The sequence below is a fragment of the Thiohalospira halophila DSM 15071 genome, from assembly GCF_900112605.1.
GTDB lineage: Bacteria > Pseudomonadota > Gammaproteobacteria > Thiohalospirales > Thiohalospiraceae > Thiohalospira > Thiohalospira halophila.
Genome location: NZ_FOMJ01000001.1, coordinates 679,540 through 706,153, shown reverse-complemented (window position 1 = coordinate 706,153; position 26,614 = coordinate 679,540). Strand labels below are relative to the sequence as shown.

Genomic DNA, 26,614 nt, shown 5'->3' with positions numbered 1-26,614 from the left:
CAGAAAGGAGGGGGCCGTTGGGGGGAGACCCGGAGTCCAGCGGCGTTCGGAAGCCGGCGCGCCGATTGCAACCCGGCCCCAAAAGGCCGAAAATTGGCGCTTTGAGCCCGGGCCCCGGCGGCCCGCCCACCCCCTCACCCGGCGAACTGGACTGGATGACCAAGTACATCTTCATTACCGGCGGCGTGGTCTCCTCCCTGGGCAAGGGGATCTCGGCCGCCTCCCTGGCCTCGATCCTCGAATCCCGCGGCCTGCGGGTGACGCTGCTCAAGCTGGACCCCTACATCAACGTGGACCCGGGGACCATGAGCCCCTTCCAGCACGGCGAGGTCTTCGTCACCGAGGACGGCGCCGAGACCGACCTGGACCTGGGCCACTACGAGCGCTTCGTCCGGACCACCATGACCCGCCGCAACAACTTCACCAGCGGCCGGGTCTACGAGAACGTGATCCACAAGGAGCGCCGCGGCGACTACCTGGGTGGCACGGTGCAGGTGATTCCCCACATCACCGACGAGATCAAGCACCTCATCCAGGAGGGCGCGGACGGCTACGACGTCGCCATGGTGGAGATCGGCGGCACCGTGGGCGACATCGAGTCGCTGCCCTTCCTGGAGGCCATCCGCCAGATGCGGGTGGAGCAGGGGGCGGAGAACGCCATCTTCATGCACCTCACCCTGCTGCCCTGGATCCCCACGGCCGGAGAGATGAAGACCAAGCCGACGCAGCACTCGGTGAAGGAGCTGCGCTCCATCGGCATCCAGCCGGACATCCTGCTCTGCCGGGCCGAGCGGCCGGTGCCGCCGGAGGAGCGGCGCAAGATCGCGCTCTTCACCAACACCGAGGAGCGCGCGGTCTTCAGCGCCATCGATTCCGACAGCATCTACCGCATCCCCATGCTCCTCCACGCCGAGGGGCTGGACGACATCGTGGTGGAGAAGCTGCGCCTGGCTGCCCACGAGGCGGACCTGTCCGAGTGGCAGGCGGTGGTGGATGCCCTGGGCCGCACCGAGCGCACGGTGACCGTGGCCATGGTGGGCAAGTACGTGGAGCTCACCGAGGCGTACAAGTCGCTGTCCGAGGCGCTCATCCACGCCGGCCTGCACACCGGCAGCAAGGTCCATATCGAATACGTCGATTCCGAGGTTCTGGAGCGCGAGGGCACCGGGGTGCTGGAGAGCGCGGACGCCATCCTCGTCCCCGGCGGCTTCGGCGAGCGCGGGGTGGAGGGCAAGATCGCCGCCGTGCGCTGCGCCCGGGAGAAGCGCATCCCCTATCTCGGGATCTGCCTGGGCATGCAGGTGGCCGTCATCGAGTTCGCCCGGGACGTGGCGGAGCTGGAGGGGGCCCACTCCAGCGAGTTCGATCCGCAGACGATGCACCCGGTCATCGGCCTCATCACCGAGTGGACCACCGCCGATGGCCGGGTGGAGACCCGCGACGAGGCCAGCGATCTGGGCGGGACCATGCGCCTGGGGGCGCAGCCCTGCCGGGTGGCCGAGGGCAGCCGGATCCGCGAACTCTACGACAAGGAGGTCATCGTCGAGCGCCACCGCCACCGCTACGAATTCAACAACCACTACCTGGAGGTCCTGGAGAAGGCCGGCCTCTCGGTGGCCGGCACCTCCATGGATGGCAGCCTGGTGGAGGTGGTGGAGCTGCCGGACCACCCCTGGTTCGTGGCCTGCCAGTTCCACCCGGAGTTCACCTCCACCCCCCGGGACGGCCATCCGCTGTTCTCCGGCTTCGTCAACGCCGCCGCGGAGCACCGCGTGGCGCGCCAGCAAGGGAGTGAATCGGCATGAATCTGTGCGGCTTCGAGGTCGGCCCCCGCGAGCCCTTCTTCCTCATCGCCGGGCCCTGCGTCATCGAGAGCGAGGCCCTGGCCCTGGAGACCGCCGGCCAGCTGGCGGAGATGGCCCGGGCGCAGGGGATCCCCTTCATCTACAAGTCCTCCTTCGACAAGGCCAACCGGACCTCGGCCAAGAGCTACCGCGGTCCCGGCCTGGAAGAGGGGCTGCGCATCCTCCAGCGGATCCGGGACGAGATGGGGGTGCCGGTGCTCACCGACGTCCACGAGGATACCCCCATGGCGGAGGTGGCCGAGGTGGTGGACGTCCTGCAGACGCCGGCCTTCCTCGCCCGCCAGACCAACTTCATCCAGAACGTCGCCCGCCAGGGGCGGCCGGTGAATATCAAGAAGGGCCAGTTCCTGGCGCCCTGGGACATGGACAACGTGGTGGCCAAGGCGCGCGAGGTGGGTAATGAGCAGGTGATGGTCTGCGAGCGCGGCGTCTCCTTCGGCTACAACACCCTGATCTCCGACATGCGCGGTCTGGCCAGCATGCGGGATACCGGCGCCCCGGTGGTCTTCGACGCCACCCACTCGGTGCAGCAGCCGGGCGGGCAGGGTGGCCGTTCCGGCGGGCAGCGGGAGTTCGTCCCGGTGCTCGCCCGCTCCGCCATCGCCGCCGGTATCAGCGGCCTGTTCATGGAGACCCACCCGGATCCGGAGCGGGCGCTCTCCGACGGCCCCAACATGTGGCCCATGGACAAGCTGCCGGCGCTGCTGGAGACCCTCAAGGCCCTGGATGCGGCGGTGAAGACCGCCCCCTATGCGGAAGAGACCCTGGGCGGCCTCTGAGGCCGCCTGTTCACGAAGGCCCAGTCACAAGGAACGAAGGAACCCCATGAGCGCGCCCGATCTCACGATTACCCGTATCACCGCCCGCGAGATCCTGGACTCCCGGGGCAACCCCACCGTGGAGGCCGACGTCACCCTGGCCTGCGGTGCCACCGCCACCGCCTCGGTCCCCTCCGGCGCCTCCACCGGCAGCCGCGAGGCCCTCGAGATGCGCGACGGCGACAAGTCGCGCTACCTGGGCAAGGGGGTCCGCAACGCCGTGGCCAACGTCAACGGCCCGCTGGCCGAGGGTATCACCGGCATGGATGCCGGCGACCAGTCCGCCCTGGACCGGCGCATGTGCGATATCGACGGGACCGCCAACAAGGGCGAGCTGGGCGCCAACGCCATCCTCGCCGTCTCCCTGGCCTCGGCCCGGGCGGCGGCGGCCGGTCGCGGCCTGCCGCTGTGGCAGCACCTGGCCGACGGCATGCCGGAGATCCTGCCGGTGCCCATGATGAACATCCTCAACGGCGGCGCCCACGCCGAGAACTCCGTGGACCTACAGGAGTTCATGATCCTGCCGGTGGGCGCGCCCAGCCTGGCCGAGGCGGTGCGCTACGGGGCCGAGGTCTTCCACGCCCTCAAGGGCGTGCTCAACGCCCGGGGGCTGGCTACCGGCGTGGGCGATGAGGGCGGCTTTGCCCCGGACCTCCCCTCCAACGAGGCGGCGCTGGAGACCATCCTGGAGGCCATCGAGAAGGCCGGCTACCGCCCGGGCGACGACATCGCCCTGGGGCTGGACGTGGCCGCCAGCGAGTTCGTCGAAGGCGGTCGCTACAAGCTGGCCGCCGAGAACCGAGAGCTGGATGCCGAGGGCATGGTGGGCTGGCTGCAGGGCTGGGTGGACCAGTACCCCATCGTCACCATCGAGGACGGCCTGGCCGAGGACGACTGGGAGGGCTGGAAGGCGCTCACCGAGGCCCTGGGCCGCCGGATCCAGCTGGTGGGGGACGACCTCTTCGTCACCAACCCCGCCATCCTGCGCGAGGGCATCGAGCGCGGCGTGGCCAACTCCATCCTCATCAAGGTCAACCAGATCGGCACCCTCACCGAGACCATGGAGGCCATCACCGTGGCCCGGGAGGCCGGCTACACGGCGGTGGTCTCCCACCGCTCCGGCGAGACCGAGGATACTTTCATCGCCGACCTCTCGGTGGCCACCGGCTGCGGCCAGATCAAGACCGGCTCCCTGTCGCGCTCCGACCGCGTGGCCAAGTACAACCAGCTCCTGCGCATCGAAGAGGCACTGGGGGCCAAGGCCCGCTATCCGGGCCGCGCCGCCCTGGCGGGTAACGGTTCGGGGAACGGGGGCCGCTGAGGACCATGCGCTGGGTCGCCGGCCTGCTGGCGCTGCTGCTGGTCGGCCTGCAGTTCCGGCTGTGGTCCGACGAGGGCGGTCTGCCCGAGGTCTGGCGCCTGGAGGCGGCGGTGGCCGAGCAGGGCGCCGCCAATGCCGAGCTGGCCGAGCGTAACCGCGCCCTGCGGGCTGAGGTGGAGGACCTCAAGCGCGGTCTGGACGCCATCGAGGAGCGCGCCCGCAGTGAGCTGGGCATGATCCGGGAGGGCGAGACCTTCTTCCTGCTGGTGGACGACAAGTGAGCACCAACCCCGTTCCCTTCTGGGCCGTGGTCCCCGCCGCCGGCGCCGGCCGACGCATGGGCTCCGCCACCCCCAAGCAGTACCTGGAGATCCACGGCCGGGCCGTGCTCCACCACACGGTGGCCCGCCTGGCCGCCCAGCCCGGTCTGCGCGGGATCGTCATCGCCGTGGATGCCGCCGATGAGCGCTTCGACGCCCTGGCCGCCGATCTCCCCGGCCCGGTCCACCGTGTCACCGGCGGGGCGGAGCGGGCCGACTCGGTCCTCGCCGCCCTGGACCACCTGGCCGGCCATGCCGCCGCCGACGACTGGGTCCTGGTCCACGATGCCGCCCGACCCTGTCTGCGGACCGATGACCTCGACCATCTGCTGACCACGCTGGCGGACGAGCCGGTGGGCGGCCTGCTGGGGATCCCGGTGGTGGATACCGTGAAGCATGCGGATACCGACGGCGTGGTGGATGCCACCGTGGACCGCAGCGGCCTCTGGCGGGCACTGACCCCGCAGATGTTCCGGCTGGGCCCGCTGCGGACGGCACTGGGCGAGGCCCTGGCGGCCGGGGTGCCAGTTACCGACGAGGCCTCGGCGGTGGAGTGGGCCGGTCATCGACCGCGGATGGTCGAGGGCTCCGCGGACAACGTGAAGATCACCCGGCCCGAGGACCTGGCCCTGGCCGCCCTCTACCTCGGCCACCAGCAGGAGACGGCGTGATGCGCATCGGCCACGGCTTCGACGTCCACCGCTTCGGCGAGGGCGACCACGTGGTCCTGGGCGGGGTTACCATCCCCCATGAACGGGGCCTGGTGGCCCACTCCGACGGTGATGTACTCCTCCACGCCCTCTGCGATGCCCTCCTGGGTGCCGCCGGGCTCGGCGACATCGGCCGCCACTTCCCCGATGACGATCCGGCCTGGGCCGGCGCCGACAGCCGGCAGCTCCTGCGCCACTGCCGGGATGCCGTGGCGGCGGCCGGCTGGCTGCCGGTGAACGTCGACACTACCCTCATCGCCCAGCGCCCCCGGATCGGCCCTCACGTCGAGGCCATGGCGGCCAACATCGCCGCCGACCTGGGGCTGGCCGCCGGGGCGGCCAACGTCAAGGCGACCACCACTGAACGGCTGGGCTATACCGGCCGGGAGGAGGGCGTCGCCGCCCACGCTGTCGCCCTGCTGGGGCCGGCGTGAGCGGGGAGGGCGAGGCGCTCCTCGGCCCCCGCGCCCTGGGCGAGCCGCCGGTGACCGCCACCCTGCGCGCGGAGCCGGCGGATTTCCGGGTGGACGAGGTGCTGGGCTTCGAGCCCGACGGCAGCGGCCAGCACGCCTGGCTGCGGATCGAGAAGACCGGGACCAACACCGAATGGCTGGGCAAGCAGCTCGCCCGCGCCGCCGGCCTGCCGCCCCGGGCGGTGAGCTGGTCCGGTCGCAAGGACCGCCACGCCATCACCACCCAGTGGTACTCCCTGGACCTCGCCGGCCGTCCCGAGCCCGACTGGGCCGCCGCCCTCCCGGAGGGGGTGCGCCTGCTCGTCGCCACCCGCCACGGCCGCAAGCTCCGCCGGGGCACCCACGCCGCCAACCGCTTCGAACTGCGCCTGCGCGAGGTCGCCGGCGATACCGACGCCCTGGCGGCCCGGGCCGCCGAGGTGGCGCGGCGCGGGGTGCCCAACTACTTCGGCCCCCAGCGCTTCGGCCGGGACGGCGACAACGTCGCCGCCGCCCGCGCCTGGCTGGCCGGCGGCGAGCGCCGCGGGCCGCGGGACATCCTCCTCTCCGCCGCCCGCTCCTGGCTCTTCAACCGGATCCTCGCCGCCCGGGTGGCGGCGGGGGAGTGGGAGGCCACGCGTACGGAGGAGCCGGTGCTGCTCGCCGGCAGCGGCAGTTTCTTCGTCCCCGAGGCCGGCGATGCCGATGTCCGCGACCGCCTGGCCCGGGGCGATCTCCACCCCTCCGGCCCGCTCTGGGGCCGGGGCGGGGCACCCATCACCGAGGCCGAGCGCGCCCTGGTGGCCGATGCCGAGGATCTCACGGCAGGCCTGGAGCAGGCGGGGCTGAAGGCGGAGCGCCGGGCGCTGCGGTTGATGGTCCCCGACCTGGAGGCCGCCGAGGAGGAGGCGGGCACCTGGCGGATGGCCTTTTCGCTACCCCGGGGCGCCTTCGCCACCACCGTGGTCCGGGAGCTGGCGGAGACCGACGCCGCGCTCTGAATGCGCGGCTCCGGCTTGACCCGGACACCCCGGGCGGCCGAAGATCGGAAACTTGTTCAGCCAAGAGAGCGAATCCATGACCCAGTCGCAGGTCAAGACCGACGAAAAGAAGCAGCACTTCGATGACATCTACGTCGCCGAGACGCCGGTGCCGTTCAAGGAGCGGATCCTGGACGAGCTGCAGTACGTCTCCGACGACTTCAACCGCCAGACCTTCGACCGCCTCATCCTCCCCTGGGTGAAGGAGAAGACGGCGGACGGCAGCCCCGTCAACTTCGTCGATCTCTGCGCCTGCTTCGGCAATACCACCATGGCCACGCTCAACGGCATGGACTACCAGGCCATCCGCGCCAACTGGCGCGACGAGCAGGCCTGCCAGCGGGTCGATGCCGACCGCCGCTTCCCGGCGCATACCACCGGCATCGACATCTCCGGCAACGCCATGGCCTACGGCCAGTCCTGCGGTCTGTTTGACGAGGCCATCGTCTCCGACCTCAACGCCCCCTCGGCGGAGGATCGCCAGGCGGTGGACTCGGCCATGGAGAACGCCGACGTGGTCATCTCCACCGCCTCCCTGGTCTACCTCGACGCGGAGACGGTGAACTGGCTGGTGGACGCCTTCGCCCGGGGCAAGGGCGAGGGCTACATGCTGGTGAACTTCCTGAACCCCTTCGCTCTGGAAAAGACCGACGAGACCAAGCGGGCGCTGCTGGAGAAGCTGGACTTCGTCGGCAGCATGGCCTCGCGCCATCGCCGCATGTCCGAGCTGGAGCAGGAGAACTACCCCGGTGAGGACTGGTCCCTGCTGGAGATCTGGGTCCTGCGCCGCCGCGGCTAGGATCCTGGTGCCCGCCGCCGCCCGGCGGCGGGTCTTTTACCTTCCTCTCCCTTTTCCCTTCCCCGCGACTAGGCCGAGACCGCCGATAGCGGCTGCTCCGAGGTCGCTTCCTGGACGCGCTGCAGGCCGTCGGGATGCTGCGACTGCCAGCGCCATACGTCCTCGCACATCCGGTCCAGTCCGAATTCCGCACGCCAGCCCAGGAGCCGGTGGGCCAGGCCGGGATCGGCGTAGCAGGCGGCAACATCCCCCGGACGGCGCTCGGCCATGGTGCAGGGGACGGGCCGGCCGCTGGCCGTCTCGAAGGCGCGAATGACCTCCAGCACCGAGTAGCCGCGGCCGGTACCCAGGTTCACCGTCAGCTCCTCGCCGCGGGGTTGGTTGCGGAGGTAGTCCAGGGCGGCGACGTGGGCGCGGGCGAGGTCGACCACGTGGATGTAGTCGCGGACCCCGGTGCCGTCGGCGGTAGGGTAGTCATCTCCGAAGACGCTTACCGACTCCCGCCGGCCCACGGCGGTGGCCGCGACGATGGGCATGAGGTTGTTGGGCATCCCCAGGGGGTCCTCGCCGATGAGGCCGCTGGGATGGGCGCCGACCGGATTGAAGTAGCGCAGCAGCCCCACCCGCCAGTCGGGGTCGGCCACGCGCAGATCGCGCAGGCTCTCCTCGATGAAGAGCTTGGAGCGGCCGTAGGGGTTGGTGGGCCGCTTCAGCGGCGCGGTCTCCGGAATGGGGAGCTCGTCGGGGTCGCCGTAGACGGTGGCCGAGGAGGAGAAGACCAGATTCTTGACGCCGAACTCCGCCATGACCTCGGCGAGGACCAGGGTGGAGCCGATGTTGGCATCGAAATAGGTCAGCGGCATCGCGACCGATTCCCCCACCGCCTTGAGGCCGGCGAAGTGGATGACGGCGTCGATGCGGTGGGCGGAGAAGAGGGCGGTGAGGGCGTCACGGTTACGTAGGTCCAGCTCGAACACCGGCAGGGGGTGGCCCGTGATCTGCTCCACGCGACCGGCCACCTCCCGGTGGGAGTTGCTGAAGTTGTCCACTACCACCACGTCGTGCCCTGCCTCCATCAGTTCCACGCAGGTGTGGGAGCCGATGTAGCCGGTACCGCCGGTAACGAGGATGGTCACGATTGCCTCCGGGTGGTTGGGGAATGGGCCGAGTATCGGAGAGCGCGGATGGGGCGGGGAGGGGGCGAGGGTGCGTTCGCTCATTCACCGTCCGGTGGTGGCCTGCCGGCTGCCGAAAACGGCGTGATATGGCCAGATATGGTGCAAGGGGCGGGCGGGGACGTGGGACAATGGGCGCTCGCCCATTGAACGGGAGGGGCCATGGCCCAGTTCGTTGCATCCTTTCTGCTACCGGTCTCCCTGGTAGCCCTGCTGGGGCTGGTCGGGGCGTTCCTGGCCTGGCGCGGCCGGGGCCGGGCGGGTGCGCTGGTAATGGTGGGTGCGGTGGCTCTGCTGCTGGCGCTGGGCTCCCGGCCCGTTTCCGGGTGGCTGGTGGCGCCGCTGGAGCGCGCCTATCCGCCGGTAACTGAGACCGAGCGATTGGCCGGTATCGAGTACGTCATGGTCCTGGGGGCGGGCCACGATCCCGAGCCGGGGCTGCCGGTGACCGCGCAGCTCCCGGCCACCGCTACGGCCCGCCTGGTGGAGGGGATACGGCTGCAGCGTGCCCTGCCGGGGAGTCGTCTGGTCCTGTCCGGAGGCGGTGAGCCGGCACCCAGCGCGGTTACCAGCGGGGCAGTGGCCCGGGCGCTGGGAGTCGCGGCGGAGGACCTGGTGCTTCTGCCGGGAACGGTGAATACCCGGGACGAGGCGGTCCGGGCGGCGGCGGAACTGGACAGCCGGCGCCTGGTGCTGGTGACCTCGGCCTCGCACATGCCCCGGGCCATGGCCCTTTTCCAGGGAGCCGGACTGGACCCCGTGGCCGCGCCCACCCGCTATCGGGCCCCGCGGGAGGCGGATCGCTGGCGGGCACGCTATCTGCGCCCCCAGGCCCGTGGGCTGCATACCAGCGAGCGCGCCTTCTACGAATATCTCGGGCTGGCCTGGTCCTGGCTGCGCGGGGATCTCGATTGAGCCCGATTCGCCGTCCTCCTTTCCCGCCGGTCAGTTCCGGTCCTCGTGCGAATCTTCGACCTCCCGTATCATTCCATTAACGAATGTCAGTAATGGCCGGACCCATGGAACCCTCGGAGGGAGTCGGGCGTGTCTCCTGGAGGGGGGCCGCCCGGGGGCGGTTCAGCGCATAGGAAGGACTCGTGGACGCCTACATCATTCCACCACTGATCAGCCTGGCCCTCGCGGTGGCGCTCATCCTCGCCCTGGATGAGCCCGCGCGGGAGCTGGGTCTGGTGGACCGCCCCGGGGGACGCAAGAAGCATGCGGAGCCGGTGCCGCTCATCGGGGGGCTGGCGGTGGTCATTGCCTTCGCCGGCGGGGTGCTCCTGGTGGACGGGCCGTTGCGGGATTACGCCGCCCTGTTCGCCGGCCTCGGTCTGCTGCTGGTTACCGGGCTGGTGGATGATGCCCAGGATATGCGCAGCACCACCAAGCTGATGCTGCAGTTCGTCGCGGCGGCGCTGGTAGTGGGGTGGGGTGGCCTGGTCATCAGTGATCTCGGCGTCTTCATCCCCGGCGAGCGGCTGGAACTCTCCGCCTGGGCCATTCCCCTGACGCTCTTCGCCATGGTCGGTTTCATCAATGCCCTGAACATGATGGACGGGGCGGACGGCCTGGCCGGCGGCATCTCCCTGGCCATGCTGGGCTGGCTGGTGGTGGCCGCGCATCTTTCCGGCCTCCCGGTGACCACGGCGGTGGCGGCCACCCTGGCCGCCGCGGTGGTCGGCTTTCTGCTGTTCAACATGCGCCACCCGGGACGGCCGCGGGCCTCCATCTTCCTCGGGGATGCCGGGAGCATGGCGCTGGGGCTGGCCATCGGCTGGCTGGCTCTGGAGGTTCTCATGGCGCCGGGGCGGGCAGTGTCGCCGGCCGGCATGGCATGGGTCCTGGCGCTCCCGGCGGTGGATACCCTGAGCCTCATGATCCGCCGGGTCCTCAAGGACCAGAGCCCGTTTCGCGCCGACCGCGAGCACCTCCACCACATCTTCCTGCGCGCCGGTTATACCGTGGGCGAGACCAGTGCGCTGCTGCTGCTGCTTACCGTGGTGCTCGGCGGGATCGGGATCATGGGATCGGTGGTCGGGGTGCCCGATCCAATCCTCTACGCCGGCCTCCTGGGCCTGGTCGTCGGCCATCTGGTCTTCATCCGCCGCGCCTGGCGGACGGCCCGCGCCCTGCGTCGGCTCCACCAGTGGTCGGGCTCCGCCCCCATGACCTGGCCGGTGCGCTGTGCCGACGGTGCCGAGACCTCGTGCGCCGTCCCGCCGGTCACCGGCTGGCGGCGCTGGCTCGCGCTGGGCGGTCTCTACGTCATGCTCTTCTCCCTGCCCTTCCACGAGACCGGGCTGGAGGTGGGTTTCGCCGCCCTGGCCGCAGCCACCCTCGCCAGTCTGCCCACGTTTGCCGCGGACCTGCGGCGGCTTCCGGTGGCCTGGCTGGTGCTGGGCCTGTCGGTCTACATCACCCTGCGCGGTGGCCTCTTCGGGGAGAGCTCGCAGCTGGTGTGGAGCGAGTACCTCTGGATCAGCGGCCTCGCCGCCCTGCCGGTGGGCTGGTGGCTGGCCGGGGCGCGCTGGCACTGGCTGCCGCTCTTCCTGGTCCTGGTAGCCGGCTGGTCGGCGGCCTTCGCCCTCCAGGCCGACTGGGCGGCGCTCATGGTGGGTGACCTCGCCAATCCCCTGGAGTGGGGGTCCCCCGCCGTCATCGGCTCCCTGGCCGCGCTGCTTGCCGTGGCGCTGCTGGGGGCGATGGTCTCCGCCTTCCAGCGGCTGGGCTGCGGCTGGCGGCCGACGGCGATGCTGGTGGTCTTCGGCGGCGTGACTGTCAGTGCCCTGGTGGTGCTGGCCGGCACCGGCTACACCACCGCGTGGCTGGCGGCCCTGGCGGGCGTCCTGACCATGGCGGTGGCTGCCGTCCTCTACGGCCTGAACCGGCGCCACTGGATGGGCCTGGCCGGGGGCACCGCCCTGGCCGTGGGAGTGGTCGTTGCCACCTGGTCGGTGGTAGGGGCGTCGGAAGGGGATGGCAGCGGCGGCCTGGCCAACTCCGTGGCCGCCGCCGGCCTCCACATCGAGGGCGAGAAGGCCGCGGCTACCGAACTCTACCCGGCGGTGGCCGAGCGACTGACCATCTGGGAGCGCACGGTCGAGGCCGTATCCCGGGCCCCCTGGCTGGGTCCTGCCGAGGCGGGCCCCTTCACGGCGGAAGAGGGCTACGTGCATCTCCAGTCCGCCTACGGGAGCATTGCCCTGGACTTCGGCCTCGTGGGCCTGGTCCTCTTCCTGCTGCTGGTGGGCGTGCTCCTCCGCGATGCCGTCCTGATGGCCCGCCATCGCCTGTGGGCGGCAGTCTGGGTGGTCGCCATACTCGGCGTGAGTGGCAGTCTCGGGGCGCTGCTGCTGCTGTCGGTCCAGATCCACGCCACGCCCGGGCGTGCCCTGGTGGCCCTGGTGGCGTCGGTCTACTTTGCGGCCGCCTTCCAGCGGCGCTGGTTCGAAGGGAACTCCGGAGGGCGACGGACGGGGTCCGGGGGCGAGGAGCTGCCCCCCGGGGTGGCCCGCCTTACCGCCTGGCGTGACGCCGCCTGATCGCCGCCGCGGGGTAGCGGCCCCGCCCCCTGACAGCGTAGGATCGGGGGGTTCGACCGCGGAGAGCGAAATGGCCGGCAAGACCCTCTACGACAAGCTCTGGGACGCCCACGTGGTGGCCACCGACCCGGATGGCACCGCGCTTCTCTATATCGACCGCCACCTGGTCCACGAGGTCACCTCGCCCCAGGCCTTCGAGGGTCTGCGCCTGGCGGGGCGGCGGCCGTGGCACGCGGAGAGTGTCCTGGCGACCCCGGACCACAACGTCCCCACTACCGACCGGGCGCAGGGAATCACCGACGCCACCTCGCGGATCCAGGTGGAGACGCTGGATGACAACTGCGCCGAATACGGCATCACCGAATTCCGGATGGACGATATCCGTCAGGGCATCGTCCACGTTATCGGTCCGGAGGAGGGCGCCACGCTCCCCGGCATGACCGTGGTCTGCGGCGACTCCCACACCTCCACTCACGGCGCCTTCGGCTGCCTGGCCCACGGTATCGGCACCTCCGAGGTGGAGCATGTCCTGGCCACCCAGTGCCTGTGGCAGTCCAAGTCGAAGAACATGCAGGTGCGGGTGGAGGGCCACGTGGGCCCGGGCGTCACCGCCAAGGACATCGTCCTCCACATCATCGGCACCATCGGTACTGCGGGCGGGACCGGCTCGGCCATCGAGTTCGCGGGCGAGGCCATCCAGGACCTCTCCGTGGAGGGCCGGATGACCGTCTGCAACATGGCCATCGAGGCCGGCGCCCGGGCCGGCATGGTGGCGGTGGACGACAAGACCATCGACTACTTCCGCGATCGGCCCTATGCGCCCGCCGGCGAGCAGTGGGACCAGGCGGTGGCCGCCTGGCGGGACCTGCACAGCGACCCGGATGCCGAGTTCGATCGGGTGGTGCGCATTGATGCTGCCGCCATCGAGCCCCAGGTCTCCTGGGGGACCTCGCCGGAGATGGTCGCCGGTGTCGACGGGGTGGTGCCCGATCCGGCCGACGCCGCCGACGCCGTTCAGCGCGACGGCTGGCAGCGCGCCCTGGAATACATGGCGCTGGAGCCCGGTACGCCGATCACCGCCATCCGCCCGGACCGGATCTTCATCGGCTCCTGCACCAACTCCCGCATCGAGGACCTGCGTGCCGCCGCCGAGGTGGTGCGCGGCCGGCGGGTGGCCGACTCCGTCACCCAGGCCATGGTGGTCCCCGGCTCCGGGCTGGTGAAGCAGCAGGCGGAGGCCGAGGGGCTGGACCGGATCTTCACCGAGGCCGGCTTCGAGTGGCGCGCCCCGGGCTGCTCCATGTGCCTGGCCATGAATGCCGATCGGCTGGAGCCGGGGGAGCGCTGCGCCTCCACCTCCAACCGCAATTTCGAGGGCCGGCAGGGCCAGGGGGGGCGGACCCACCTGGTGAGCCCGGCCATGGCCGCCGCCGCGGCGGTCTTCGGCCACTTCGTCGACGTGAGGGAGCTGTAGGATGGAGGCCCTGACCCACCACCAGGGGCTCGTGGCCCCGCTGGACCGCGCCAACGTGGATACCGACGCCATCATCCCGAAGCAGTTTCTGAAGTCGGTGAAGCGCACCGGTTTCGGCCCCAATCTCTTCGACGAGTGGCGCTATCTGGACCACGGCGAGCCGGGCCAGGACCACAGCCAGCGCCGGGAGAACCCGGACTTCGTTCTCAACCAGCCGCGCTATCGGGGGGCATCCATCCTCCTGGCGCGGGAGAACTTTGGCTGCGGCAGTTCCCGGGAACACGCCCCCTGGGCGCTGGCCGACTACGGCTTCCGGGTGATCATCGCCCCGAGCTTCGCCGACATCTTCTACAACAACTGCTTCAAGAACGGCCTGCTGCCGGTGGTCCTGGACGCGGAGACGGTGGACCGGCTCTTCCGCGAGACCGCGGCCACCGAGGGCTACGAGCTGACGGTGGACCTGGCGGCGCAGACCGTCACCACCCCCGGTGGCGAGGCCATCCCCTTCGAGGTGGACCCGGCGCGCAAGCGCCGTCTGCTGGAGGGGCTGGACGACATCGGCCTGACCCTGGAATACGCCGACGCCATCCGCGCCTACGAGGCGCGCCGGCGGGAAGAGGCGCCCTGGCTCTTCGCCGGCATTCGCGACAACGGTTAACGGGAGATCCCATGACGCAACAGATCCTGGTCCTGCCCGGGGATGGTATCGGCCCCGAGATCGTCACCGAGGCGGTGAAGGTCCTGGACGCCCTCCGCGATCGCCACGGCCTGGACATCACCACCGTGGAGGGGCTGGTGGGCGGCGCCGCCTACGAGGCCGAGGGCCACCCGCTGCCCGAGGAGACCCTGCAGATGGCGCGCGAGTCGAACGCGGTGCTCCTGGGCGCGGTGGGCGGCCCGCAGTGGGAGGCCCTGGACCGCCCCCTGCGCCCGGAGCAGGGCCTGCTGGGGCTGCGCTCGGAGCTCGAGCTCTTCGCCAATCTCCGGCCCGCCATCCTCTATCCCCAGCTCGCCGAGGCCTCCACCCTCAAGCCGGAGGTGGTGGCCGGGCTGGACATCATCATCGTCCGCGAGCTCACCGGCGGGATCTACTTCGGTCAGCCGCGGGGCGTGCGGACTAACGCCGCGGGCGAGCGCGAGGGCTACAACACCTTCGTCTACAGCGAGTCGGAGATCCGGCGCATCGGCCGGGTCGCCTTCGAGACGGCGCGGCGCCGGGGCGGCCGGCTCTGCTCCGTGGACAAGGCCAACGTCCTGGAGGCCACCGAGCTCTGGCGCCAGGTGATCACCGAACTGCACGCCGAGTATCCCGACGTGGAGCTCTCCCACATGTACGTGGACAACGCCGCCATGCAGCTGGTGCGCGAGCCCAAGCAGTTCGACGTGGTGGTCACCTCCAACATGTTCGGCGACATCCTCTCCGATGCCGCCGCCCAGCTCACCGGCTCCATCGGCATGCTGCCCTCGGCCTCCCTGAACGCCGATGGTACCGGCATGTACGAGCCCATCCACGGCTCGGCGCCGGACATCGCCGGTCAGGGTGCGGCCAATCCCCTGGCCACCATCCTCTCCGTGGCCATGATGCTGCGCCACTCCCTGGGCGCGCCGGCACTGGCCGACGCCGTCGAGGCCGCCGTGGGCCGGGTCCTGGACGGCGGTCTGCGGACCCCGGACATCCACTACGCCGGCACCACGCGCGCCACCACCGCCGAGATGGGTGATGCCGTGGTGGCGGAGCTCAAGCAGTGAAGGAGACGGACATGAAGCGCGTAGGCATCGTGGGCTGGCGCGGCATGGTGGGTTCGGTCCTCACCGAGCGCATGCGCGCCGAGGGCGACTTTGACCACTTCGAGCCGGTCTTCTTCTCCACCTCCCGGGCCGGCGGTACCGGGCCGGACATCGGCCGGGAGACCCCGCCGGTGGCCGACGCCAACGACGTCGACGCCCTGGCGGCCATGGATATCATCGTCACCACCCAGGGTGGGGACTACACCACGACCCTGCATCGGGCGCTGCGCCAGGCGGGCTGGAAGGGCCACTGGATCGACGCCGCCTCCACCCTGCGCATGGCCGAGGAGAGCCTCATCGTCCTCGACCCGGTGAACCGCGACGTGATCGAGCAGGGTATCCACAACGGGGTGCGCGACTTCGTCGGCGGCAACTGCACCGTCAGCCTCATGCTCATGGCCATCGGCGGCCTCTTCCGCCAGGGCCTGGTGGAGTGGGTGAGCCCCATGACCTACCAGGCCGCCTCTGGCTCCGGCGCCCGCCACATGCGCGAGCTGCTGGAGCAGATGGGGGCGCTCCACGGCGCCGTGGCCGACGAGCTCGCCGATCCGGCCAGTGCCATCCTTGCCATCGACCGCCAGGTCACCGACACCCTGCGCAGCGATGCGCTGCCCACCGAGAACTGGGGCTTCCCCCTGGCCGGCAGCCTGCTGCCCTGGCTGGATGCCGAGATGGCCTCCGGCCAGAGCAAGGAGGAGTGGAAGGCCGAGGTGGAGACCAACAAGATCCTCGGCCGCCAGGGCGATCCCATCCCCATCGACGGCCTCTGCGTGCGGGTGGGGGCCATGCGTTCCCACAGCCAGGCGCTGACCATCAAGCTTACCCGGGATGCGCCGCTGGACGAGGTCGAGGCCATCCTGGGGGAGGCCAACGACTGGGTCTCCGTGGTTCCCAACGAGAAGGAGGCGAGCCTGAGCCGGCTCACTCCCGCGGCGGTCACCGGCACCCTGGACGTGCCGGTGGGCCGGCTGCGGAAGCTCTCCATGGGGGGCGAGTACCTCTCCGCCTTCACCGCCGGCGACCAGCTCCTGTGGGGCGCCGCCGAGCCCCTGCGCCGGACCCTGCGTATCCTCCTGGAGGCCGAATGAGCGCACGGGCCGAACCCATCACCGGCGGGACCCTGGCGCTGGTGGGGGATGGCCCCGCCGCCGAGGCCATCCTGGAGGGGCTGGCGGAGACCGGCTGGACCCCCGAGCGCATCGAGGTGCTTGCCGCGAACCCGGAGCCCGGAGCGACCCTGGCCGGCGGTGGCCGCAGCGTCGACGTCACCCCGGTGGCGGACTTCGACTTCTCCGTCGCCGATATCGCCATCTTCGTGGACGACCCGGCCTGTGCCGAGGCCTTCGCTGCTCCCGCGGCCGAGGCCGGCTGCTCGGTCATCGAGGCCACCGGCCTCCTGGCCGAGCGCCAGGAGGTGCCGCTGGCGGTGGCCGGGCTCGACGTGGAAGGCGTCCTGGCCGATGCCATCGATTCCGGCCTCGTGGCGGTCCCGCCGGCCCCGGCGGCGCTGCTCGCCCGCCTGCTGGTGCCGCTCCATCGGGCGGGCGGGCTGCACGCGGTGGATGCCACCGCCCTGCGCGGCATGGGGGCCTTCGGCGGTGCCGCGGTGGAGGAGCTGGCCGGGCAGACGGCCGGCCTGCTCAACGCCCAGGAGCGCGAGCCGGAGTACTTCGATGCCCCCATCGCCTTCAACCTCCTGCCGGAGCCGGGCCTGGATGACGGCTCTGCCGGCGTCGAGGCGGCCATGGCGGAGACGGTGCGCCGGCTGCTGGAGACCGAGACCCTGCCGGTAACGGCGTCGGCCGTGCGGGTTCCGGTCTTCCACGGCGACGGACTGGCGCTCCACCTCACCCTGGACGAACCCCTGAGCCCGGAGGGCGCTGCGGAGGTCCTGCGCGAGGCCGGCATCACTGCCGCCGCCGGCCCGCTGGGTCCGGATCCGAGGACCGTGGGCGAGGGGGGCGGGATCCACGTCGGACGGCTGCGTACGGCCCCTGACGATTCCCGTCGCCTTGCCCTCTGGGCCGTGGCCGATCCGGTCAAGGGTCTGGTGGCCGCCTCGGCCCTGGCTGTGGTCGCGCTGCTGGCGCGAGAACTCCTGGATTGAGGGGAGTTCCGGGTTTGGCCCCGGGTGCCCGCGTCGGATATAGTTAGCGGAGATTCCCGAGGTCCTTTCGCAGAACATGGACGTAAACTGCTGAAAGAGGGCCTCGCTCGACAGGGAAAGGAGGCAACGTGAGGGCAAGCGCGGCAATCCTGGCGCTGGTGGGGCTCCTGACCCCACTGGCCGCCGCGGGGGTCGAGCTCGGCGAGATCGAACTCGACTCCTACATCGACGAACCCTTCGAGGGCCGGATCGAACTGCACGACGTCGGGCGTGATGAGTTCGACCGGCTCCGTGCCCGCCTTGCGCCTGAGGCGAGTTTCCGCGCTGCCGGCATGGAGCGTACGCCCAGCGCGCGGGCGCTGGACTTCGAACCGGTCTGGGAGGATGGCAGCGCCCATCTCCGGGTGACTACCTCCCGCCCGGTGACCCGGAGCTTCCTGGACTTCCTGGTGGAATTGGAGTGGCCGGCGGGCCGTCAGGTGCGCGGCTACACGGTCCTGCTGGATCCCCCCGATACGACCGATGAAGAGCCGGCCGCAGTGGATGCGCCCGCGGCTTCTTCGGAGGCTGCCAGCGAGGGCCGTGGAGCAACGACCCTGGAATACGGCCGGGTCGAGGAGGGGGATCGTCTCTGGACCATCGCCCAGGAGCTGCGCCAGCGCATCGAGGAGGAGGTCACTACGGAGCAGGTGGCCATGGCGCTGCTCCGGGACAACCCCGAAGCCTTCCAGGGCGGGAACGTCAACCGGCTCATGGCCGGCTACGTCCTGCGGATCGACGAAGCCGATTCCATCCGCGGGGTCGGTGCCGAGGAGGCCGAGACGGAGTTCTGGCGTCAGTACCGGGCCTGGCAGGATTTTCGGCAGGAGCGCGCCGGACAGGCTACCCGGCGACCCTCCCGGGAGAGCGACGCTTCGGCCGGGGAGTCGGCGCAAGCCGGTGAGGGTGCGGCCGAGGCGGGCGATGCCACCGAAGGGCAGCGCGCCCCCGGCGGTCTGACTCTGGAGGGACCCGAGGCCATGGCCTCGGGCGAGTCGGAGATGCCCCGCGGTGGAGAGGACGAGGCCGCCGGTGATGCCCGGGTCCAGGAGCTGCAGGACGAGCTGGATGCCGCGCTGGCCGAGGCGGAGGAGCGCCGCGAGGGCAACGAGGCGCTGCGCGAACGCCTGGCCGCCATGGAGGAGCAGCTCCAGTCCATGGAGCGGCTGCTGGAGTTCGACAGCTCCGAGCTTGCCGCCCTGCAGGAGGGCCGGGACGAGGAGGCGACGACGGACGAGCTGGCGCTCTTCCTGGACCTGCTCAACCGCCACCCGCAGTGGGTCGGGGTGGCCGGCGGCCTCTTCATCCTGCTACTGGCCCTGGTCTGGGTCGCCGCCCGGCGCCATTCCGGAGGCAGTGGCGAGGCGGAAGCCGAGCCCCGCCCGCGTCGGGTACGTTCCGAGGAAGAGCATGCCGAGGCCGAAGCGCAGGCCCCCCGGTCCGAGGACCCGGTGACCGAGGCCGACATCTACTTCTCCATGGGGCGCTACGCCGAGGCGGTGGAGGTCCTGGAGAAGGCGGTGGCCCACCATCCGCGCCACGCCGAGTACCGGCGCCGGCTGGCCGAACTCCACCACGCCCACGGCAATCGCGAGGCCTTCCTGCGCGAGGCGCGTTCCATGCGCCAGGATCTGGGGGAGAGCGCCCCCATGGAGTGGGCCCGGGTTGCGGCCCTGGGGGCGACCATGGCCCCGGACGATCCCCTCTTTGCCCAGCCGGACAGCGACCCCGAACCGGCCACGGCCGCCGAGGCGGACTCCGGGGCCGAACCGGTCTCCGAGGCGCCGTCCGCGCCCGTCGGCTCCGAGCCGGGCCGGGAAGACGAGGGCGATGGGGACGAAGAGCGCATCGACGCCAGCCTGGAAGACGAATTCGCCGAGCTCATGGGCGAGGGTGACCATCAGGCGGAGTGGGACGAGACCCTGACCGGGGTGGAGACCTCCCCCGAGCCGATGCCGGAAGCGACCTCCGCGGAGGAGCCGGAGAGCCCGTCCGGCGAGGTCGACGAGGCGGCGCCCATCGAGCTGGACACGGAGAAGGACGAGGAGGTGGCCGGCCCCGGTACTACGGAGCCCGGGCCGACGGGTGCGGGTGAGCCGGCCGCCACGGAGCAGACCGAACTGGAGGAGATCCCGGTGGTCGATCTCGACCTGGCCGAGGACTGGGTGGAGGAGACGCCGGAGAACGCCTTTGCCCATGCCGAGGAGGCGACGGCCAGCTCGGAAGCCGCCGCGGAGGGCGAGGCCGAGTCTCCGATTATCGACCTCGCCGAGCCCGAGGAGGGAGAGGCGTCCGGGAGGGGCTCCGGGGAAGCGGCTGTCCCCATGGATGCCGACGAGCTGGAGACGGCCTATAACGACCTGATGGCCGACGAGGCCGCGGAGGCCACGGCAGAGCCGGAACCTGAACCTGAACCCGAGCCCGAGCCCGAGCCCGAGCCGGAGCCGGCACCAACCCCGGGCCCCGAATCCGAACGGCCCGCCGCACCCGAGGCCGGTCCCGCCGAGGACGAAGCGCCCGAGGGACTGCATCCGCTGGAGGCGGACGAGAGTGCCGCCTGGGACGAGTTCGAGGACGACGTCGCCGACCTCCTCAACGATGTCGACGAGGTGGGCACCAAGCTGGATCTCGCTCGGGCCTACATCGACATGGGCGATGCCGAGGGCGCCCGCGGGATCCTCGAAGAGGTGGTGGAGGAGGGCAGCGAGGAGCAGCAGCAGGAGGCGCGGTCGCTCCTCGACCAGAGCCAGGGCTGAGGCCTTGGACCCGGTCATCCGTATCCTCACCTTTCTGGTGGTCGCGGCCGGCGCCGCCAGCGGCCGGACGGCGGCGGTGTTTGCCGCCGCGGCCCTGGTGGCCGCGGGTCTCCTTGCCGCCCGGCCAGCGCCGCGGCCGGTCCTGCGCCCCCTTATGCGCCTCAAGTGGGTCGCCCTGGCCCTGGCGATCTTCTATGCCTGGGGCTCCCCGGGCCACCTCCTTCTGCCGGCCCTTGGCGGCTGGTCGCCCACCGTCGAGGGGCTGACCGAGGCGGCCATCCGCCTGGCTGGCCTGGCCAGCGTCGCCGTCGGCGCTGGCCTGCTCATGGAGACCACCGCCACCGCCTCCCTCGTGGCGGCCATCGCCTGGCTCGCCACCCCGTTGCAGGGGCTGGGGCTGGAACGCGATCGCCTCGCCCTGCGCCTGGTCCTGGTCATGGAGTGGGCGACGGCCCTGCGCCAGCGGCCGCTGCCGACGGTCACCGCCACCGGCCGCGTCGCCCGCGCGGCCGAGCTGGCCATCGCCCACCTGCGCGAGACCCTGGCGTGGGCCGAGACCGGGCCGGCGACCCCGTGGACGCTGCCGGCGACGGACTGGCCGCCGCTGCGACAGTGGGGCTGGCCACTGGGGGCGCTGGTCCTGATTACGGCGGCCCTGCTGGCCTTCCCCTGAGGCGGTTGCACCCCGGGCCGGCGTGGTCGAGGATCCGCGATTCCATTCAGGCGGGAGCAGAGCATGACGCGCTGGGCAGCGGCAGTGGAGTACGACGGCTCGCCCTACTGCGGCTGGCAGATCCAGGACGGGCAGCCCTCGGTACAGGCCGAGGTAGAGGCGGCGCTGTCGAAGGTCGCCGACCGGCCGGTGGCGGTACAGTGCGCCGGGCGGACCGATACCGGCGTCCACGCCACCGGCCAGGTCATCCACTTCGATACCGACGCCGACCGCGAGGAGCGGGCCTGGGTCTTCGGCGGCAATGCCAATCTGCCGCCCTCGATCTCGATACGCTGGGCGCGGCCGGTGGCCGATGACTTCAATGCCCGCTTCTCCGCCGTGGCCCGGCGCTACCGCTACATCATCGCCAACCGCGATGTCCGCCCGGCCATTCTCCACCGGCGCGTGGTCTGGGACCGCCGCCCCCTGGACGCCGAGGCCATGGCGCGGGCGGCGGCCCCCCTCATGGGCACCCACGACTTCACCTCCTACCGGGCGGTGGCCTGCCAGGCGAAGAGCCCGGTGCGGACCGTCCACGAATTCACCGTCCAGCGCCGGGGGGCGTTCATCCATATCGACGTGGAGGCCAACGCCTTTCTCCACCACATGATCCGGACCTTCGCCGGGACGCTGATGGCCGTGGGGGCCGGGGAGGCGGACGAGGACTGGCCCCGACGGGTCCTGGAGGCGCGGGATCGGAGGGTGGCCGGCATGACCGCCCGACCCGGCGGCCTCTATCTCACGGCGGTCCGCTACCCCGACGAGTTCGGCCTGCCGGAGCTTTCCGGGGATCCCGGCCTCTGGTAGGCTTGCTCGATCATGCGCGTACGCACCAAGATCTGCGGCCTGACCACTCCCGACGATGCCGCCGCGGCGGTGGCCGCCGGGGCCGACGCCATCGGACTGGTCTTCCACGACCCGAGCCCGCGGGCGGTGGAGCCCGAGGCCGCCGCGGCCATCGTCGCCGCCCTGCCGCCCTTCGTGACGGTGGTGGGGCTGTTCGTGGACCCCGAGCCGGCGGCGGTGGAGACGGTGATGCAGCAGGTCCCGCTGGATCGGCTGCAGTTTCACGGTGACGAGCCGGAGGCGCTCTGTCGCGCCTTCGGCCGGCCCTACATCAAGGCGGTGCGCATGCGCGCCGATATCGACCTGGCGGCCGTAATGGCCGCCCATCCCGCCGCCAGCGGCTTCCTCCTGGACGCCTGGCGGCCGGATCGCGCCGGCGGCACCGGCGAGGCCTTCGACTGGGACCGGGTTCCGAGCCAGCGACCGCGGCCCATCATCCTGGCCGGCGGCCTGGAACCGGACAACGTGGCGATGGCGGTGCAACGGGTTGCCCCCTGGGCCGTGGATGTCAGCTCCGGTGTGGAATCCCTCCCCGGCCGGAAGGACCCGGCCCGCATGCAGGCCTTCATCAGCGAGGTTCAACGTGGCACAACCGACTGATCCGGCGGTGGACTGGGCCGCCTTCCCCGACGACCGGGGCCACTTCGGCCGCTACGGCGGCTGTTTCGTCTCCGAGACCCTCATGGAGCCGCTGGACGAGCTCCGCCGCGCCTGGGCCGAGGTGCGCGGGGACGACGCCTTCTGGCAGGAGCTCCAGCGCGACCTGCGCGACTACGTGGGCCGGCCGACGCCGCTCTACCTGGCCGGGAACCTGACCCGCGCCGCCGGCGGCGCGCGGATCTACCTCAAGCGCGAGGACCTGGCCCACACCGGTGCCCACAAGATCAATAACACCGTGGGCCAGGCGCTGCTCGCCAAGCGCCTGGGCAAGACCCGGATCATCGCCGAGACCGGCGCCGGCCAGCACGGCGTGGCCACTGCCACCGTGGCCGCGCGGCTGGGCCTGGAGTGCGTGGTCTACATGGGGGCCGACGACGTCCAGCGGCAGATGGCCAACGTCTACCGCATGCGGCTGCTGGGTGCCGAGGTGGTGCCGGTGGAGTCGGGCTCGCGCACCCTCAAGGACGCCCTGAACGAGGCCATGCGCGACTGGGTGACGCGCATCGACGACACCTTCTACATCATCGGTACCGTGGCCGGGCCCCATCCCTATCCCGAGATGGTCCGCCACTTCCAGGCGATCATCGGCTGCGAGGCCCACGAGCAGATCCGCGAGGCCGAGGGGCGCATGCCGGATGCGCTGGTCGCCTGCGTCGGCGGCGGTTCCAACGCCATCGGCCTGTTCCATCCCTTCCTGTCCGAGTCGGAGGTGGCCATGTACGGGGTCGAGGCCGGCGGCGAGGGCATGGAGAGCGGCCGCCACTCCGCGCCGCTCACCGCCGGTCGGCCCGGGGTGCTCCACGGCAACCGGACCTACCTCATGGAGGACGAGAACGGCTGGATCATGGATACCCACTCCATCTCCGCCGGCCTGGACTATCCCGGCGTCGGTCCCGAACACGCGTGGCTCAAGGACATCGGCCGGGTCAACTACGTGACGGTGACCGACGAGGAGGCCCTGGCCGCCTTCCACGAGCTCTCCCGCACCGAGGGGATCATCCCGGCCCTGGAGTCCAGCCACGCCCTGGCCTGGGCGCGCAAGCTGGCCCCCGAGCTGGGGCCGGACGGGGTCATGGTGGTCAACCTCTCCGGACGCGGGGACAAGGACATCGCCACCGTGGCGCGGCTGGAGGGCTACGACCTATGACCGCCGAGCGCATCGAGCAGCGATTCGCCGAGCGGGCCGCGGCCGGCCGGCGCGCCCTGGTCCCCTATATCACGGCCGGGGACCCGACCGCCGGGACCACGGTCCCGCTGATGCACGAGCTGGTGGCCGCCGGGGCCGACCTGCTGGAGGTGGGTATCCCCTTCTCCGACCCCATGGCCGACGGGCCGGTGATCCAGCGCGCCCACGAGCGTGCCCAGGCCGGTGGTACCGGGCTGCGCCGGGTTCTGGAGATGGTGGCCGAATTCCGCCGCCAGGATACGGCGACGCCGGTGGTCCTCATGGGCTATCTCAATCCGGTGGAGGCCATGGGCTACGCCGCCTTTGCCGAGGCGGCCACCGCCGCCGGCGTGGACGGGGTGCTCACGGTGGATCTGCCGCCGGAAGAGGCGGAGGACGATGCCCTTCCGGCCTTCCACGCCGCCGGTCTGGCACCCATCTTCCTGGTCTCGCCCACCACGACCCCGGCGCGCATGGAGACCGTCTGCCGCCAGGGCAGGGGCTTTATCTACTACGTGGCCATCAAGGGCGTCACCGGTGGCGCCGGGCCCGATCTCGGCGGCCTGGGCGAGCGGGTGGCCTCGGTCCGCGCCGCCACCGCGCTGCCGGTGGGGGTCGGTTTCGGCATCAAGGATGCGGAGACCGCCGCCGCCGTGGGTCAGGTGGCCGATGCCGTGGTCGTCGGAAGCGCCCTGGTGGCACGCATGGAGGCGCTGGTCAACGATCCGGCCTCCATCCCCGCGGCAGTGGCCGGGGAGATCACCGCCATGCGCGCCGCCCTGGACGGGCTGGAGAATCCGGCCGCACCGGACACGAATCAGGAGGCTTCGAAATGAGCTGGTTCCGCAATCTCGCCTCGCGCATCCGCACCGACAGCGCCGGCAAGAAGGCCCAGGTCCCGGAGGGGATCTGGACCCAGTGCCCCGGGTGCAGCGCCACGCTCTACCGCCCGGAGCTGGACCGCAATCAGGAGGTCTGCCCCAAGTGCGGGCACCACATGCGCATCGGGGCGCGCAAGCGCCTGGACCTCTTCCTGGATGCCGAGGGGCGCGAGGAGATCGGTGCCGAGCTGGAGCCGGTGGACGCCCTGCGTTTCCGCGACAGCAAGAAGTACAAGGACCGGCTGGCCCAGGCCCAGAAGCAGACCCGGGAGAAGGACGCCCTGGTGGTCCAGCGCGGGACGCTCCACCAGCGGCCGGTGGTCGCCGCCGCCTTCGAATTCGGCTTCATGGGCGGGTCCATGGGGTCGGTGGTGGGCGAGCGTTTCGTCCGCGCCGTGGAGGCCGCCATCGAGCACGACTGCCCGCTGGTCTGCTTTACCGCCAGCGGGGGCGCCCGCATGCAGGAGGCGCTGCTCTCCCTGATGCAGATGGCCAAGACCTCCGCCGCCCTGGGCCGGTTGCGCCGGCGGCGACTGCCCTACATCTCCGTTCTCACCGACCCCACCATGGGCGGCGTTTCCGCCAGTCTGGCCATGCTCGGTGACATCCACGTGGCCGAGCCGGAGGCGCTCATCGGCTTCGCCGGCCCCCGGGTCATCGAGCAGACGGTGCGCGAGACCCTGCCCGAGGGCTTCCAGCGCTCGGAGTTCCTGGTGGAGCACGGCGCCGTGGATCTCATCTGTGATCGCCGGGAGCTGCGCGATCGCCTCTCCGGCCTGCTGACCATCCTGCGCCATCAGCCGAGCCCCCATGCCGCCTGAGGGGGACGCCGCCCGGACCGTCGCCAACCGGCTGCAGTGGCTGGAGGGCCTCCATCCGCGCAGCTGGGACCTGGGCGTGGAGCGGGTGGCCGTGGTCGCCGCCGAGCTGGGGGTGATGCGCCTGCCCTCCGTGGTCGTCAGCGTCGCGGGTACCAACGGCAAGGGCTCCACCGTCGCCCTTCTGGAGGCCTGCTATCGGGCCGGCGGGTATCGTACCGGCGCCTTCAGTTCCCCCCACATCCACCGCTTCAACGAGCGTATCCGTTTCGACGGGGCCGAGGTGGGGGACGATGCGCTACTGGCCGCCTTCGAGCGGGTGGACCGGGCCCGGGGCGAGATCACCCTGACCTATTTCGAATTCACCACCCTGGCGGCCCTGGTCCTGTTCGGGGACGCCGGCCCGGATGCGGTCTTCCTGGAGGTGGGGCTCGGCGGTCGACTGGATGCGGTCAATGTTACCGAGCCGGATGTCGCCGTCATCACCACCATCGATCTGGACCATCAGGCCTGGCTGGGTGACGACCGCGAGGCCATCGGCGCCGAGAAGGCCGGCATTGCCCGCCCGGGACGGCCGCTGGTGGTGGGCGACCCGGAACCCCCCGCGAGCATCGCCAGCACCGCCCAGGGAGCGGAGATCTGGCAGCGCGGCATGGATTTCGATGTCGAGGCGGCCCCCGGGGGGTGGCACTGGATCGGCCGTGGCGGCCGGGTGCGACGCGGTCTGCCGCCCCCGGCACTGCGCGGGGAGGGGCAGCTGGAAAACGCCGCCACCGCCCTGGCCGTGGTGGAGGTCCTGGCGCCGCGGCTGCCGCTGGGGCAGCAGGCCATCCGCCGCGGCCTGGAGGAGGTGCGGCTGCCGGCCCGCTTCCAGGTGCTCCCCGGTGATGTCCCGCTCATCCTGGATGTCGCCCACAACGGCCAGGCCACCAGCGCCCTGGCACGCAACCTGGCGCGCCACCCCTGTATCGGCCGGACCCACGCCGTGGTCGCCATGCTCGCCGACAAGGATGCCGCTGCCGCCCTGAACCCCCTGAGCCAGCAGGTGGATGCCTGGTATCCCGCCGCCCTGGGTGGGGAACGGGGGCGGGATGGCGAATCCATGGCCGCGGCGGTGGTGGATGCCGGGGGCGCGGTGGCCGGGGTCTATCCCGATCCGGCGGCGGCCCTGGCAGCAGCGCGCCAGGCGGCGGGGACCGGCGACCGCATCCTGGTCTTCGGCTCCTTCCAGACCGTGGCCGCGGTGGCCCCGGCGGAGGCCTGAGGGGCAGCGTGCTACAGTCGTCGCGGCGGGGAGCGCCCGCCACCGGTAGCCAGTCCGCG

24 protein-coding genes are annotated in these 26,614 nt (G+C 71.4%); 23 read left to right on the top strand and 1 reads right to left on the bottom strand.

The window, feature by feature from the left end:
• Positions 1-155 precede the first annotated feature (155 nt).
• From BM272_RS03410 to BM272_RS03375, 8 genes are all read left to right on the top strand, one after another.
• On the top strand, positions 156-1,805 hold the full coding sequence (locus BM272_RS03410; protein ID WP_093427317.1) for a CTP synthase: 1,650 nt from the start codon (positions 156-158) through the stop codon (positions 1,803-1,805).
• Positions 1,802-2,644: a 3-deoxy-8-phosphooctulonate synthase gene (gene kdsA, locus BM272_RS03405; protein ID WP_093427316.1), complete on the top strand. Its 843-nt coding sequence runs from the start codon at positions 1,802-1,804 to the stop codon at positions 2,642-2,644. Before BM272_RS03410 ends, kdsA begins: the two co-directional genes overlap by 4 nt.
• A gap of 46 nt (positions 2,645-2,690) precedes the next feature.
• Positions 2,691-4,004 (top strand): phosphopyruvate hydratase, encoded by a 1,314-nt coding sequence (eno, locus tag BM272_RS03400; RefSeq protein WP_093427315.1) that lies wholly within the window; start codon positions 2,691-2,693, stop codon positions 4,002-4,004.
• Between the two features lie 5 nt (positions 4,005-4,009).
• The gene (gene ftsB / locus BM272_RS03395; RefSeq protein ID WP_093427314.1) at positions 4,010-4,285 is read left to right on the top strand and encodes a cell division protein FtsB; all 276 of its coding nucleotides are present in this window, start codon (positions 4,010-4,012) and stop codon (positions 4,283-4,285) included.
• Between the two features lie 56 nt (positions 4,286-4,341).
• A complete protein-coding gene (gene ispD / locus BM272_RS03390) occupies positions 4,342-4,995 on the top strand; it encodes a 2-C-methyl-D-erythritol 4-phosphate cytidylyltransferase (protein ID WP_240308005.1) in 654 nt (217 codons plus the stop codon).
• Positions 4,995-5,468, top strand: coding sequence for a 2-C-methyl-D-erythritol 2,4-cyclodiphosphate synthase (gene ispF / locus BM272_RS03385; RefSeq protein WP_093427312.1), 474 nt, complete (start codon positions 4,995-4,997; stop codon positions 5,466-5,468). The genes ispD and ispF overlap by 1 nt, the downstream gene beginning before the upstream one ends.
• The gene (truD, locus tag BM272_RS03380; RefSeq protein ID WP_093427311.1) at positions 5,465-6,487 is read left to right on the top strand and encodes a tRNA pseudouridine(13) synthase TruD; all 1,023 of its coding nucleotides are present in this window, start codon (positions 5,465-5,467) and stop codon (positions 6,485-6,487) included. Before ispF ends, truD begins: the two co-directional genes overlap by 4 nt.
• Positions 6,488-6,563: 76 nt before the next feature.
• Positions 6,564-7,325 (top strand): hypothetical protein, encoded by a 762-nt coding sequence (locus BM272_RS03375; RefSeq protein WP_093427310.1) that lies wholly within the window; start codon positions 6,564-6,566, stop codon positions 7,323-7,325.
• 68 nt (positions 7,326-7,393) lie between these two features.
• Here BM272_RS03375 and galE read toward each other — a convergent pair whose 3' ends face one another.
• Positions 7,394-8,461, bottom strand: a complete 1,068-nt coding sequence (gene galE / locus BM272_RS03370) for a UDP-glucose 4-epimerase GalE (RefSeq protein WP_205407734.1) — start codon at positions 8,459-8,461, stop codon at positions 7,394-7,396.
• A 201-nt stretch (positions 8,462-8,662) separates the two neighbouring features.
• Here galE and BM272_RS03365 point away from each other — a divergent pair, with 201 nt between their 5' ends.
• The 15 genes from BM272_RS03365 to folC all read left to right on the top strand — a co-directional run bounded on the left by BM272_RS03365 (position 8,663) and on the right by folC (position 26,555).
• Positions 8,663-9,415 carry an ElyC/SanA/YdcF family protein gene (locus BM272_RS03365; protein WP_093427309.1) on the top strand — a complete coding sequence of 251 codons (753 nt, stop codon included), beginning with the start codon at positions 8,663-8,665 and terminating at the stop codon, positions 9,413-9,415.
• A 182-nt stretch (positions 9,416-9,597) separates the two neighbouring features.
• Positions 9,598-12,045 carry an MraY family glycosyltransferase gene (locus tag BM272_RS03360; protein ID WP_093427308.1) on the top strand — a complete coding sequence of 816 codons (2,448 nt, stop codon included), beginning with the start codon at positions 9,598-9,600 and terminating at the stop codon, positions 12,043-12,045.
• Positions 12,046-12,115: 70 nt separating this feature from the next.
• The gene (gene leuC, locus BM272_RS03355) at positions 12,116-13,519 is read left to right on the top strand and encodes a 3-isopropylmalate dehydratase large subunit (RefSeq protein ID WP_093427307.1); all 1,404 of its coding nucleotides are present in this window, start codon (positions 12,116-12,118) and stop codon (positions 13,517-13,519) included.
• 1 nt (position 13,520) lies between these two features.
• Positions 13,521-14,177 (top strand): 3-isopropylmalate dehydratase small subunit, encoded by a 657-nt coding sequence (leuD, locus tag BM272_RS03350; protein WP_093427306.1) that lies wholly within the window; start codon positions 13,521-13,523, stop codon positions 14,175-14,177.
• 11 nt (positions 14,178-14,188) lie between these two features.
• Complete coding sequence (gene leuB / locus BM272_RS03345; protein ID WP_093427305.1) at positions 14,189-15,268, top strand: 3-isopropylmalate dehydrogenase; 1,080 nt, start codon at positions 14,189-14,191, stop codon at positions 15,266-15,268.
• A gap of 11 nt (positions 15,269-15,279) precedes the next feature.
• Positions 15,280-16,395: an aspartate-semialdehyde dehydrogenase gene (gene asd, locus BM272_RS03340; protein ID WP_093427304.1), complete on the top strand. Its 1,116-nt coding sequence runs from the start codon at positions 15,280-15,282 to the stop codon at positions 16,393-16,395.
• Complete coding sequence (locus tag BM272_RS03335) at positions 16,392-17,414, top strand: Asd/ArgC dimerization domain-containing protein (protein ID WP_093427303.1); 1,023 nt, start codon at positions 16,392-16,394, stop codon at positions 17,412-17,414. The genes asd and BM272_RS03335 overlap by 4 nt, the downstream gene beginning before the upstream one ends.
• 128 nt (positions 17,415-17,542) lie before the next feature.
• Positions 17,543-20,209, top strand: a complete 2,667-nt coding sequence (locus BM272_RS03330) for a FimV/HubP family polar landmark protein (protein WP_093427302.1) — start codon at positions 17,543-17,545, stop codon at positions 20,207-20,209.
• Between the two features lie 4 nt (positions 20,210-20,213).
• Positions 20,214-20,882: a hypothetical protein gene (locus BM272_RS03325; RefSeq protein WP_093427301.1), complete on the top strand. Its 669-nt coding sequence runs from the start codon at positions 20,214-20,216 to the stop codon at positions 20,880-20,882.
• A 63-nt stretch (positions 20,883-20,945) separates the two neighbouring features.
• Complete coding sequence (truA, locus tag BM272_RS03320; RefSeq protein WP_093427300.1) at positions 20,946-21,728, top strand: tRNA pseudouridine(38-40) synthase TruA; 783 nt, start codon at positions 20,946-20,948, stop codon at positions 21,726-21,728.
• Positions 21,729-21,740: 12 nt separating this feature from the next.
• Positions 21,741-22,367, top strand: a complete 627-nt coding sequence (locus BM272_RS03315) for a phosphoribosylanthranilate isomerase (protein ID WP_093427299.1) — start codon at positions 21,741-21,743, stop codon at positions 22,365-22,367.
• Positions 22,351-23,574, top strand: coding sequence for a tryptophan synthase subunit beta (gene trpB, locus BM272_RS03310; protein WP_240307989.1), 1,224 nt, complete (start codon positions 22,351-22,353; stop codon positions 23,572-23,574). The genes BM272_RS03315 and trpB overlap by 17 nt, the downstream gene beginning before the upstream one ends.
• Positions 23,571-24,428 (top strand): tryptophan synthase subunit alpha, encoded by an 858-nt coding sequence (gene trpA / locus BM272_RS03305; RefSeq protein ID WP_093427297.1) that lies wholly within the window; start codon positions 23,571-23,573, stop codon positions 24,426-24,428. Before trpB ends, trpA begins: the two co-directional genes overlap by 4 nt.
• Entirely contained in the window at positions 24,425-25,294 is an 870-nt protein-coding gene (gene accD / locus BM272_RS03300; RefSeq protein ID WP_093427296.1) for an acetyl-CoA carboxylase, carboxyltransferase subunit beta, read from the top strand. The genes trpA and accD overlap by 4 nt, the downstream gene beginning before the upstream one ends.
• The gene (gene folC / locus BM272_RS03295; protein ID WP_093427295.1) at positions 25,284-26,555 is read left to right on the top strand and encodes a bifunctional tetrahydrofolate synthase/dihydrofolate synthase; all 1,272 of its coding nucleotides are present in this window, start codon (positions 25,284-25,286) and stop codon (positions 26,553-26,555) included. Before accD ends, folC begins: the two co-directional genes overlap by 11 nt.
• Positions 26,556-26,614: the final 59 nt, after the last annotated feature.